This window comes from Streptomyces anulatus, from assembly GCF_014650675.1.
GTDB classification, from domain to species: Bacteria; Actinomycetota; Actinomycetes; order Streptomycetales; family Streptomycetaceae; genus Streptomyces; species Streptomyces anulatus.
Map to the genome: position 1 here is coordinate 542065 of NZ_BMVK01000002.1, position 12086 is coordinate 554150.

Genomic DNA, 12086 nt, shown 5'->3' on the forward strand with positions numbered 1-12086 from the left:
CGGGTGCGGGCGGCCCGCCGGCCGCAGCACCTCGGATGCCGGGCAGCCCGCCGGCGCGGCACCCCGGTTCGGCGCGGGCCGCCCCGCGCGGCGCCCCGCGCGCTACGCGGCCCGCCAGGCGTCGGTGACGCACGAGACCTCGAAGTGCCACCAGCCCTCGTCCCGGCCGCGGGCGAGCAGCGCCTTGACCCCGCGCAGGTCCGCGCCGCCCGGCACGGTCAGGGCGACCAGCGGGAACTCCGCGCTGAAGACCTCGCCCGTGAGCCCGAAGACGGCGAGCCGCTCGTGCACGGCCCGGGCGTCGCGCCCGAGCGGTCCGTCCGGCAACGGCAGCACCCGTACGGTGCAGTTGCCCGAGTCGGCCACGCGGCCGACGGCCCAGTGGACCCCTTCGTCGTCCGTGCGGAACCGTACGGTCTCGCCCTCGGCGACCCCGTCCTGGAGGAAGGGCACGTTGTCCACCCGCGCCGTGTCCGGGCCGAGGCGCGTCGCCCACAACCCCTCGGTGTCGTAGGGCAGCCAGCCCTCGCGCGGGACGAAGCGGAACCAGACCTTGATCTGATCGGCTTCGCGGGGCGGGCGTTCCGGACCGGCGGGGGAACTCATGGCCCCATGGTCCCCCGCGCCCGGCGCGCCCGCCTGTCCACCCCCACGACCAGGCACGACGTCAGCTTCTGAAGCCAGAGGCCGCCCCCACCGCGCAGCAACCGCCAATTCCCCAACACTTGACGCCAGTTGTTGGATTCAGTGGCATCTCCTGAGGCTCCTGATGCACACCTCTTGACGCGTACAGGTCCACGGGGGAAACATCACCGTTACGAGAGAGCGCTCTCCCGCAGCCTCCCCCCAAAGCTCTCCCGTCCGTTCGTCGTGCACACGTACCACGACCCAGGAGACGTACCTCATGCATGCTCCCCCCACCGCACCACGCGCCCGCCGCCGCACCCGGGCCCTCGGATTCGCCGCGCTCGCCGTGGCGATGCTCATGTCCGTACCCACCGCGCAGACCGCCTTCGGCGAGGAGGTCCAGGCGGTGCCGGGCGGCGGTGACCTCGGTCCCAACGTCCATGTCTTCGACCCGTCCACGCCCGACATCCAGGGCAAGGTCGACGAGATCTTCAAGAAGCAGGAGTCCGCGCAGTTCGGCACCGACCGCTACGCGCTGATGTTCAAGCCGGGCACGTACGACGACATCAACGCGCAGATCGGCTTCTACACGCAGATCGCGGGTCTCGGGCTGAACCCGAACGACACCACGTTCAACGGTGATGTGACCGTGGACGCGGGCTGGTTCGACGGCAACGCCACGCAGAACTTCTGGCGTTCGGCGGAGAACCTGACCCTCAACCCGGTCTCCGGAACCAACCGCTGGGCGGTCTCCCAGGCGGCCCCGTTCCGCCGGATGCACGTCAAGGGCGGGCTGAACCTGGCCCCCGACGGCTACGGCTGGGCCAGCGGCGGCTACATCGCCGACAGCAAGATCGACGGCACCGTGGGACCGTACTCCCAGCAGCAGTGGTACACCCGCGACAGCTCGGTGGGCGGCTGGGGCAACGGCGTCTGGAACATGACGTTCTCGGGTGTCGAGGGCGCCCCGGCCAACAGCTTCCCGGAGCCGCCGTACACCACCCTGGACACCACGCCCATCTCGCGCGAGAAGCCGTTCCTCTACCTCGACGGCGACGACTACAAGGTCTTCGTCCCGGAGAAGCGCGAGAACGCGCGCGGCATCTCCTGGGGCAACGGGACGCCGGCGGGCGAGTCGATTCCGCTGGACCAGTTCTACGTCGTGAAGGAGGGGGCGGACGCCGCCACCATCAACGCGGCGGTGGAGCAGGGCCTGCACCTGCTGTTCACGCCCGGCGTCTACCACATCGACCAGACGATCAACATCGACCGCGCGGACACCGTGGCCCTCGGCCTCGGCCTGGCCACGATCATCCCGGACAACGGGGTGACCGCGATCAAGGTCGGTGACGTGTCCGGTGTGAAGCTCGCGGGTCTCCTGGTCGACGCGGGTCCGGTGAACTCGGAGACCCTGATCGAGGTCGGCCCGGAGAACGCCTCGGCGGACCACTCGGCGAACCCGACCTCGCTGCAGGACGTGTTCGTGCGGATCGGCGGCGCGGGTCCCGGCAAGGCGACCACGAGCATCGTCGTCAACAGCGACGACACGATCATCGACCACACCTGGGTGTGGCGGGCCGACCACGGCGAGGGCTGGGGCTGGGAGACCAACCGGGCCGACTACGGCGTCCGCGTCAACGGCGACGACGTCCTGGCCACCGGCCTGTTCGTCGAGCACTTCAACAAGTACGACGTGGAGTGGTACGGCGAGCGCGGCCGCACGATCTTCTTCCAGAACGAGAAGGCGTACGACGCCCCGAACCAGGCCGCGATCCAGAACGGCGACACGAAGGGCTACGCCGCCTACCGCGTCGACGACTCGGTCGAACAGCACGAGGGCTGGGGCATGGGCAGCTACTGCTACTACAACGTCGACCCGACGATCATCCAGGAACACGGCTTCAAGGCGCCGGTGAAGCCCGGCGTGAAGTTCCACAGCCTGATCGTCGTCTCGCTCGGCGGCAACGGCCAGTACGAGCACGTCATCAACGACGTCGGATCCCCCACGTCCGGCCCGGACACGATCCCCTCCCAGGTCGTGAACTTCCCGTAGTCCCCGACGCGGGAGTCGTACGGGAGCGGGGCCCGGCTGCTGTTGAGCGCCGGGCCCCGCTCCGCTGTCCACGGCCTAGGGGGCGCCTGACGCCGCCCGCCCGCGCGGAATTGTCAGACACCCCCTAGGTGTGCAGCGCCACCGCTCCGCGCGCCGGGACCGTGATCGTCGCCGTGCCGTCGTCCGCGACCGTGGTCCCGTTGCCGTCGCAGGAGTCGGGGGCCGCGGCGACCACATTGCAGTACGTGCCCGCCGGCAGCGTCGTCGTGAAGGTGCGGTTCAGCTCCGCGTCGCCGTTGTTGACGGCGACAAAGCCCTTGCCCGCGCGGGCGAAGGCGAGGGCGGAGGAGCCGTCGTCCCACCAGTCGGTCAGCTCCGCGCCCGCGACGGCGTTGTGGAAGCCGACCATGCCGGTGACCGCCTGCTGGGCGTGCGTGCAGGTCCACGCGCCGGAGCCGCAGTCGGCCGCGCCGCCGTTCGGCGGGCCGGCGTCCTTGTCGGTCCAGGTGTAGCCGGAGAAGACGTTCGGGGAGCCGTAGGGCGAGGCCAGCATGAAGACGTTGGCCAGGGTGTAGGCGGCGCCGTCCTTGTGGGTGAGGGTGGAGCCGTTGCGCTCGGTGTCCCAGTTGTCGACGAACGTACGGGCGGAGGCGCCGGCCAGTTTGCCGTCGGCGATCGACTTCAGGCCGGGCAGGCCGCCGCCCTGGAAGGCGGACTTGAGGTGGCCGCCGTAACGGAACTCGTCGACGTCCCCGATCGAGGTGTACTCCTCCGGCTGGACCGCCTCTCCCCCGCCGTGGATGACCTCGGTGACCCAGAACCCCGGGTCGCTCATCTTCCCCTTGATCGCGGCGACGTCGTCGGCGGACATGTGCTTGGCGGCGTCGATGCGGAAGCCGTCGACGCCCAGGGAGCGGAGGTCGGAGAGGTAGGCGGCGATCGTCGTGCGTACGGCGTCGCTGCCGGTGTCCAGGTCCGCGAGGCCGACCAGTTCGCAGTTCTGGACGTCGCCGCGGTCGCCGTAGTTCGCGATGTCCTTGCGGCAGGTGTGGAAGTCCTGGTCCTGGAACGTGCCGGGGTAGTCGTACTTGGTGTACGACGTGCCGCCCGTCCCGGTGCCGGAGCCGGCGGCCATGTGGTTGATCACGGCGTCCGCCACGACCTTGACCCCGGCCGCGTGGCAGCTCTCCACCATCGCGGCGAAGGAGTCCCGGTCACCGAGACGGCCCGCGATCCGGTAGCTGACCGGCTGGTACGAGGTCCACCACTGGTCGCCCTGGATGTGCTCGGTGGCGGGCGAGACCTCGACGTAGCCGTAGCCGGCCGGGCCCAGGGTGTCGGTGCAGGCGGTGGCCACCGCGTCGTACTTCCACTCGAAGAGGGTGGCGGTGACGGCCTTCTCGCCCGGTGGGGTCGCCTGGGAGGGCCAGGGGGCGAGGACCGTGAGGCCACCGGCGGCGAGCAGGCCCGCCAGGGTTGCGCGTGCGGCGCGGGAACTCAATTGCGGCTCCTTCGGTCGCGGGTACGGGGCGTTCGCCCGTGCCCGGCGTGGGCAGCCACGCGCCTGGCTGCCGTGGGGGGAGTTCGGAGCCTGCCGCTCGGGGATGGACACGTCAAGACGTCTGCAACGGTTTCCAGGTTGTTTCTGAAAGTTCTTACGAGATGGGGAAGTTGGGGAGAAGCCCCGCCCGGAACCGGCGGGGAACCGGCCCGGAACCCGCCCGCCGACGGCTCCGCCCCCGGCCGGATGCGTTCCCGGGCGGGGGCGGAGGGGTGGAGCTGCTGTCCGGTCGGGCGTCAGCCCTGGCCGGTCAGGTCGATGGTGACCGTGCGCTCGGCGGGGGTCTTCCCGGCCAGGGCGGTCTTCATCGCCTGGGCCACGTCGTCCGCGCCGACCTGGTGCTTCTTGCCGTCGCCCTTGACCGCCATGATGCCGTCGAAGACGCCGTCCAGGAGCTTGTCGATCGCCTGCTTGTCGTAGACGTCGACGAGTCGGCCGTCCACGGGCTTCATGGAGAGGATCTGCGGCAGCGACCGGGCCGGGCCGAACTGGATCTCCTTGGGACCGGCCTTGATGGTGATCAGGCCGGACATCGCGGGCTCGGCGAACTCCTTCATCGCCCGGTCCAGTTCGGTCTTGGTGATGGTGGGCTCGCTGGTGGTGACGGGGAGTTCGACCAGCCGGGCCTGCCCGGTCTGCACCTGGGCGCGGTAGGCGTCCCGGACCGAGATCAGGGACTGGCCGGCGTCCAGCGTCTTGCCCGGCTTGCCCGGCACCGCCACGGCCTTGTTCGGCTCGAAGCGGATCGTGCCGTCGTTGGACGAGCCGGAGACGCCCGCCAGGTCGGTCAGCGCCACGCCGAGCTTCTCCTCGTCGACCGGGATCACCGGGTCGGCGGGGCGCTCCCCGCCGAACAGCGAACCGATCACCGAGACGGGGTTGTAGTCGCTGCCCGCCGCGCCGCGCACGGTCTCCTGGCTGTCCAGGGTGAGACCGGCCTTCTCGGGGTCGAGCTTCTCCTCCTTGCCGTCCACCGACAGCTGGAGGGGCGTCTTGGCCCGCTCCCCGAGGGCGGCTTCGAGCTTGGTGACCGCCTCCTCCTTCGTGCCGCCGCCGATGTCGACGCCGAGCACCGTGGTGCCCTTGGGGACCTCGGAGTGGTTCAGCAGGAGACCCGCCCCGTACGCGATGCCGAGCAGCACGACCGCGGCCACCCCGAGGAGGACCAGCTTGGAGCGGCCCTTCTTCGCGGGGGCGGGGGCGGCTGCCTGGGACGCGGGGCGCGGGGCTGCGGGGCCGGGCGTGGGAACGCCGGGTCCACCCGGGCCGCCGGGGCCGCCCTGAGGTCCGCCGGCCACCGGGCCGCCGGGGATGCCCGGACCGCCCGGGAACGCGGCGCGGGGCTCGCTGGGCACCACGGGGATGCCGCTGGTCAGCGTGTCGCCCGAGACATGGCCGGGCTCGGGCGCCGGGGCCTGCGGCGTGAGGATCGCGGTGTCGTCGGACATCCGGGGCGGTACGCCGCCGGGGACGCCCGGGACCATCGGTCCGGGGCCACCGAGGCCGGGAACACCGTCGAGGCCCGGGACGCCGTCGAGGTTCGGGGTCAGCGAGGAACTGCCGGTGACCGGTCCCGTGGTGGGGCCGGACGGACCGGACGGGCCGGGCGGGCGCACCCCGAGGCCGGGGGTGGAACGGGGGCCTCCGCCCGGGGGCTCGGTGCCGTAGCCGTCGAGCGCGCTGCGGCCGGGGCCGGGCGCGCCCGGTCCGCCGCCGGACTGCGGGGCGTCCGAGAAGTACGGCAGGTCGGGGCGTGAGCGGCCCGCATCGCCGTCGGACCCGCCACCGGGACCACCGGGGCCGCCCGCACTCGGGCCGCCCGTGCCGGGGCCCTGGGCGCCGCCGGGACCGGAAGGAGCGCCGCCGGGGGCGCCGGGCGCACCGGTGCCCTGGGCGGCTGCTCCCGGCCCGGTGGCCGGGGTCTTGCGCGGGGCGAACCAGTCGCTGCCGCTCTTCTCCCGGCCCGGCTTGTCCGCGGGCGTCGGGTCGGCGGCCGGGCCGCCGTCCCGGGGCCGGTCCGCGGGCGCCGCGCCGTTCGGGCCCGCGGAGCGGTCCGAAGGTCCGGCTCCGGGTGCGGGCGGCGGTGTGCCGGGGCGCGGGGTGCCGCCGGTCCGCTCCGCGTCGGAGCGGCCGCCGGCGATGTCGCTCTCCGCCATCGGCGTACGCATCACGACCGGCGGGATGGGACGCGACCCGGGGATGTTGATCCGGATGCGCGTCGTCAGCGTCGTCTCGGTCTTCGGTTCCTCGGGCCGGGGCGGAGCCACGGATTCCGGGTTCTCGTCAGAGCCGTCCTGCGACGGGTGGAGCGACGGATACTGGCGGGATCCGTACGGCGGCGTACCCGAGGGGTACGCGGCTCCGCCGCGGCCCTGGGGGCCGGAGGACGAACTGTCAGTTTCACGACTCAAAGCAGGTTCTCCCGATTGGCTCCGCCGCCCGTACTTCCCCCATGCCGCAGGCCAGGGGACGGCTCGGCGCGCGCACCACCATACTGGCCGCCGCCGTCGGACACTCCGCGACCGGGTGAAACCTCCACCCGCGCATCACACCTGTGGGGGTCTCTGCGGACCCGTACTTGGCACTTCACGTACCGGACCGGCCGCTGCGGATGGCTGATTGCGGCACTTTGGACGTGGTGGCACACATCACAGCGGCGGCCGTCCCGCCGAGCATGAACAGCACCAGGCCGAGTTCGTCGCCGAAGACGTAGTCGCCCTCCGGCCGCCCGCTCAGCAGGAGGAACACCGTGATGAACCAGCCGGCCGCCGGGGCGAGCGCGCCGATCTGGGTGCCGGTCAGAATCCGGCCGCCGTAGAAGAGACCCGCGGAGGCCGCCAGCGCGATGATCAACCCGCCCGGGAACCACGCCGCTTGGACGAGGGTTCCGGCGATCGCGACCAGGACGCCGAGCACGGCGAAGCCCGAGTGGGCGGCGATCCGGGCCGCGTTCGGCCGGGCCGCGAAACCGGTGGGCTCGGGCTCCCTGGGCGGCGCGTTCCGCCGCGGCGCGTGGGACGAGCCCGCGCGGCCGCGGCCCTTTCCGGGGTTCGCGCTCATGCCGTGCCTCCCGCGGCGCCCGTACCGTCCTCGGTGGCCCGCAGGCCCGCGAAGAGGTCGCTCTCGCGGGTCCCCCCGGGCACGCCCGGTACGCCGCGCACCAGTTGGTAGTACTCGGTCGTCAGCAGGGGCTGGCCGAGGTCGTTGGAGAGGGCGAAGAACGGGCCGTCGACCGCGATCTGCGTGGCGTGGGCGCGCATCGCCGCCGACTTGGCCCCGGCGTACGCCGATCCGTCGATCTCCGCGGTGATCCGCTCCCCGTCGGTCACGCCCGGGACGTCGTCCACGGCGGCGATGCCGGGGAAGGCGCCGGGGGCGGTGGTGCGCAGCCGCTCGAAGCCGGCCTCGGCCACGGCCCGCTCCACCCGGTTCCAGTAGATCTTCGCGACGGCGTGCGGTGCGCCGGAGCCGTACGCCGGGTCGGCGGCCAGGTCGGCGGCGCGCATCGCGACGCGGTGGGCCTGGATGTGGTCGGGGTGGCCGTAGCCGCCGTCCGGGTCGTAGGTGACCAGGACCTGGGGGCGGACCTCGCGGATCACCTCGACGAGGTGGGCCGCGGCCTCGTCCACCGGGGTGGACCAGAAGGAGCCGGGGCGGCCGTTCTGCTCGGCGCCCATCATTCCGGAGTCCCGGTAGCGGCCCGCGCCGCCGAGGAAGCGGTGGTCGGCGACGCCGAGTTCCTTCATCGCCGCGGCCAGCTCGCCGACCCGATGGGGTCCCAGCGCGTCGTCCCGGTCGGCGGTGAGGCGGGCGAGCGAGGGCGGGATGACCTCGCCCTCCTCGCCGAGCGTGCACGTGACCAGGGTGACGTGGGCGCCCTCGGCCGCATACCTGGCCATGGTGGCGCCGTTGTTGATCGACTCGTCGTCGGGGTGCGCGTGCACCAGCAGCAGACGACGGGCGGGGAGGTCCTTCATGGGGACCACCCTACGAGCCCGGAGGCCCCCCGTGCCTCCGCGCCCCCGTGCCCCGCGCCTCCTCGGGCTCCCGGGTGCGGGGTCAGAACTTGATGCTGCTGATCATCCCCGCCACGTTGGTCGTCAGATCGGAGATGGTCGGCGCGATGGACGAGCTCGCGATGTAGAACCCGAGCAGCATGCAGACCACCGCGTGTCCTCCCTTCAACCCGGATTTCCGGATCAGCAGGAAGACGATGATCGCCAGCAGCACTACCGCCGAAATCGAGAGCGCCACGGCGGTTCACCTCCATCAGTACGGTCGGGACAGGAGCACACGCGGAGCCAGCAGGTTCCTACCCACCGAGCGCTACGGATCATAACTATCCGTGCCAACGCATTGGTCGGGGCACAGCAGCACGAGGGGCGCACGAACCGTGCGGCGCGGCCGAGTTCGCGGCTAAGTTCGGGGTCATGACCTCGCAGAAGCTGTCCTTTCCCCGCCAGCAAGCACGGACCCAGCGCTTCACTCTCGGCGCACCTCGCGCCTTCACCGTCTCACCGGATGAGACGCGTGTGATCTTCCTCCGGTCGATGTCCGGAACGGACCGCACCACCCGGCTCTGGGTGCTCGACCCGGCGACCGGTGAGGAGCGCATCGCCGCCGATCCCGAAGTCCTGCTGGGCGGTTCGGCGGAGAAGCTGTCGGCGCAGGAGCGGGCCCGGCGCGAACGGACCCGGGAAGGTTCGTCGGGCATCGTCTCGTACGCGGTCGACGCGGCGGCGGAGTTGGCCGCGTTCGCCCTGTCCGGAAAGGTGTACGTGGCCGAACTGCGGGCCGGGACCGCGCGGGCGCTGCCGGTGCCGGGCCCGGTGATCGACCCCCGGCCGTCCCCCGACGGCCGCCACGTCGCGTACGTGGCCAAGGGCGCGCTGCGGGTCGTGGGCGCGGGGGGCGAGGGCGACCGGGCGCTGGCCGAGCCGGAGAACTCCCATGTCACCTACGGTCTGGCCGAGTTCATCGCGGCCGAGGAGCTGCACCGCTACCGGGGTTTCTGGTGGTCGCCGGAGTCGGACAGGCTGCTGGTCGCGCGGGCCGACGACAGCCCCGTACAGCGGTGGTACATCGCGGATCCCGCGCACCCCGAGCGCAAGCCCGCCGAGATCGCCTACCCGGCGGCGGGCACGCCCAACGCCGAGGTGCGGCTCTTCGTCATGGACCTGGAGGGCGCCCGCCGGGAAGTGGTCTGGGACCGGGCCGCGTTCCCGTACCTCGCCCAGGTGCACTGGTCCTCCGCGGGTGCTCCGCTGCTGCTGGTGCAGGCCCGGGACCAGCGCAGCCAGCAGTATCTGGCGGTGGACACCGAGACCGGTGCGACCCGGATCGTGCATGTCGACGAGGACCCGGTGTGGCTGGATCTTTTCCCCGGGGTGCCCGCGTGGGCGCCGGACGGGCGGCTGGTGCGGATCGTCGACGAGGGCGGCGCGCGGGTGCTGGCGGTCGGGGACCGGCTGCTCACCGGGTCGCAGCTGCAGGTCCAGTCGGTGCTGGACATCGGGGAGTCCGACATCCTGGTCTCGGCGGTGGCAGGTGAGGACGCGGTCGAGCCGGAGATCGGGCAGATCCATGTGTACCGGGTGAACGAGCTGGGAATCGAGCGGATTTCCGAAGGGGTGGGTGTGCACTCCGCGGTCCGCTCGGGCGATCTCTCGGTGGTGGTCTCGGCCGTCCCCGAGGAGCCCGGAGCCGCCGCGTGGGTGGTGCGGGACGGCAAGCGGCTGACCCGGATCCCGACCTTCGCCCAGGAGCCGGTGCTCTCCCCCCGCGTGACGCTCACCGAGGGGGGCGCACACCGAATTCCGTGCGCCGTGCTGCTCCCCTCGGACTACCAGGAGGCGGATGGTCCCCTTCCGGTCCTGATGGATCCGTACGGCGGTCCGCACGGCCGCCGGGTGGTCGCCGCCCACAACGCGCATCTGACCTCGCAGTGGTTCGCGGACCAGGGCTTCGCGGTGGTCGTGGCGGACGGGCGGGGCGCGCCGGGCCGCTCGCCGGCCTGGGAGAAGGCGGTGCGGGACAACCTCGTGCTGACCATGGAGGACCAGGTCGAGGCGTTGCACGGGCTCGCCGGGCGGTTCCCGCTCGACCTGTCCCGGGTGGCGATCCGCGGCTGGTCCTACGGCGGCTACCTGGCGGGGCTCGCCGTGCTGCGGCGGCCCGACGTCTTCCACGCGGCGGTCGTGGGCGCGCCGGTGACGGACCAGCGGCTGTACGACACCCACTACACCGAGCGCTATCTCGGCGACCCGGCGACGCAGCCCGAGGTGTACGCGTACAACTCGCTGCTCACCGACGACGGTCTCTCCGAGCCCGCCGACGAGGTCCGGCCGATGATGATCGTGCACGGCCTGGCCGACGACAACGTGGTGGTCGCCCACGCCCTGCGGCTGTCCTCGGCACTGCTGGCGGCCGGGCGTCCGCACGAGGTGCTGCCGCTGAGCGGGGTGACCCACATGACGCCGCAGGAGCAGGTCGCGGAGAACCTGCTCCTGCTCCAGGTGGACTTCCTCAAGCGGTCGCTGGGGATGACCGGGGCCTGAGCGGCGCCCGGCAGCCCCGGTCCGTCCTCCCCGTCACCCGCTCACCAGCGGGGCGGCGGGGAGGAGGGCGGGGGCCCGAAGCCGGGGGCCGGCGGCTGCTGGCCGGGCGCCGCCTGCGGAGGCGGGTAGCCGGGCTGCTGGGCGCCCCACGGCCCGCCGCCGTCCCACGGGCCGCCGCCGCCCCAGGGGCCTGCGGCGGGGGTCCGTGCGACGCCCTTGCGGGCAAGCAGGACGATCACGACGGGCCCGATGAGGAGCGAGCAGATCTGGCTCACCAGGGTGAGCTGCCCCTCGATGTCGAGGTCGGTGAACCGCTCGTACAGCTCGAAGTGGATGATGCGCGCCAGGCCCAGCGCGCCGGTGGCGAGAATGAACCCGCCCGCGATCAGGCCGAGCGGTCGCGCGAGGGCCGCCCCGCCGACCGCGCCGAGGGCCGCCACCAGGGACATCAGGATGATGGCCACGGTGACCCAGCCGGGCGGCCCCTCGATGAGCGGGGTGCTCAGGGGCGCCCCGCCGATGAACCACTCGGGATAGAACCCGGACGGGAAGACGAACGGCTGCCGGATCTCCCAGGCAGTGAAGATCACCGCCTGAAGACCGAGGAGCAGGAAGACGGCCACCCCCGCACCCCGCCCCGGACCCGCCGGGCGCTCCTCGCCCTGCGGCACGGGGCGGCGGCCCGCCGCCCCCACGACGATCAGGGCGAGCCCGGCCACCAGCGCGGCGTACGTGGTGAGCAGCGCCCGGTCACGGAGCTCCTCCGGGGCCGGGGTGTCGGCGACGGTCCAGACGCCGGGCAGTCGCAGGACGAAGGTCACGACGCCGGTCACGATCAGGACCGAGGCGGCGGAGGCCGAGCGGAGTGCCGCCACAACGGCGGCGGCATAGGCCAGCAGCAGGACGAGGCTGGTGGAGGTGGTGGTGGGCCGCACCATGTCCCGGAGGCTCGCGGTGCCCGACCAGTACTCCCAGACCGGCCCCGGTCCGTCGGCGGCCCGTATGTCCCGCACGATCCAGGCGACGGCCATCAGTGCCAGCACCGCGCACAGAACGGCGCCGGTGATTCTTGCTCCCCGTGTAAGTGTCACCCGGCGATACTCCATTGCCCCGAACGGATGAACAAGTGCCCTCGGGGGTGGGGCCGTGGCGGCGGGCGACCGGCCGGAGCGCCAGGACGACGCTCCGGCCGGACCACGGCACCCGCACGGCCGTACGCTGTCCAGCATGGAACGTTCGTATATCGGTGCGGCGACGGTGAAGTTGCCTGCTTGTTAACGAATCTGAC

The 12086-nt window shown here is 72.5% G+C and carries 9 protein-coding genes; 2 read left to right on the forward strand and 7 right to left on the reverse strand.

The genetic code is table 11. The features are described from left to right. Nucleotides 1-102: 102 nt before the first annotated feature. Complete coding sequence (locus IE272_RS07140; protein ID WP_050360583.1) at nt 103-606, reverse strand: DUF4265 domain-containing protein; 504 nt, start codon at nt 604-606, stop codon at nt 103-105. Nucleotides 607-904: 298 nt separating this feature from the next. Here IE272_RS07140 and IE272_RS07145 point away from each other — a divergent pair, with 298 nt between their 5' ends. After that, nucleotides 905-2680: a pectate lyase-like domain-containing protein gene (locus IE272_RS07145; protein ID WP_190006471.1), complete on the forward strand. Its 1776-nt coding sequence runs from the start codon at nt 905-907 to the stop codon at nt 2678-2680. A 124-nt stretch (nt 2681-2804) separates the two neighbouring features. Here IE272_RS07145 and IE272_RS07150 read toward each other — a convergent pair whose 3' ends face one another. From IE272_RS07150 to IE272_RS07170, 5 genes are all read right to left on the reverse strand, one after another. Continuing rightward, nucleotides 2805-4181, reverse strand: coding sequence for an alpha-amylase (locus tag IE272_RS07150; RefSeq protein WP_190006472.1), 1377 nt, complete (start codon nt 4179-4181; stop codon nt 2805-2807). A gap of 296 nt (nt 4182-4477) precedes the next feature. Beyond that, nucleotides 4478-6652 (reverse strand): hypothetical protein, encoded by a 2175-nt coding sequence (locus IE272_RS07155; protein WP_190006473.1) that lies wholly within the window; start codon nt 6650-6652, stop codon nt 4478-4480. Nucleotides 6653-6827: 175 nt separating this feature from the next. Continuing rightward, nucleotides 6828-7301, reverse strand: coding sequence for a DUF6113 family protein (locus IE272_RS07160; RefSeq protein ID WP_098892092.1), 474 nt, complete (start codon nt 7299-7301; stop codon nt 6828-6830). Beyond that, nucleotides 7298-8218, reverse strand: a complete 921-nt coding sequence (gene mshB, locus IE272_RS07165; protein ID WP_190006474.1) for an N-acetyl-1-D-myo-inositol-2-amino-2-deoxy-alpha-D-glucopyranoside deacetylase — start codon at nt 8216-8218, stop codon at nt 7298-7300. The genes IE272_RS07160 and mshB overlap by 4 nt, the downstream gene beginning before the upstream one ends. An 82-nt stretch (nt 8219-8300) precedes the next feature. Next, nucleotides 8301-8495 carry a hypothetical protein gene (locus IE272_RS07170; RefSeq protein WP_010063247.1) on the reverse strand — a complete coding sequence of 65 codons (195 nt, stop codon included), beginning with the start codon at nt 8493-8495 and terminating at the stop codon, nt 8301-8303. A gap of 176 nt (nt 8496-8671) precedes the next feature. Here IE272_RS07170 and IE272_RS07175 point away from each other — a divergent pair, with 176 nt between their 5' ends. Further along, entirely contained in the window at nt 8672-10798 is a 2127-nt protein-coding gene (locus tag IE272_RS07175) for a S9 family peptidase (RefSeq protein WP_050360588.1), read from the forward strand. Nucleotides 10799-10839: 41 nt separating this feature from the next. On the opposite strand, the gene IE272_RS07180 is transcribed toward IE272_RS07175, so the two are convergent. After that, nucleotides 10840-11889 carry a hypothetical protein gene (locus tag IE272_RS07180; RefSeq protein ID WP_229897224.1) on the reverse strand — a complete coding sequence of 350 codons (1050 nt, stop codon included), beginning with the start codon at nt 11887-11889 and terminating at the stop codon, nt 10840-10842. Nucleotides 11890-12086 lie beyond the last annotated feature (197 nt).

What these genes read in the sequence shown, in the direction of transcription:
- IE272_RS07140 (WP_050360583.1), bottom strand. Translation starts at nt 606, where the DNA reads ATGAGTTCCCCCGCCGGTCCGGAACGCCCGCCCCGCGAAGCCGATCAG.
- IE272_RS07145 (WP_190006471.1), top strand. Translation starts at nt 905, where the DNA reads ATGCATGCTCCCCCCACCGCACCACGCGCCCGCCGCCGCACCCGGGCC.
- IE272_RS07160 (WP_098892092.1), bottom strand. Translation starts at nt 7,301, where the DNA reads ATGAGCGCGAACCCCGGAAAGGGCCGCGGCCGCGCGGGCTCGTCCCAC.
- mshB (WP_190006474.1), bottom strand. Translation starts at nt 8,218, where the DNA reads ATGAAGGACCTCCCCGCCCGTCGTCTGCTGCTGGTGCACGCGCACCCC.
- IE272_RS07175 (WP_050360588.1), top strand. Translation starts at nt 8,672, where the DNA reads ATGACCTCGCAGAAGCTGTCCTTTCCCCGCCAGCAAGCACGGACCCAG.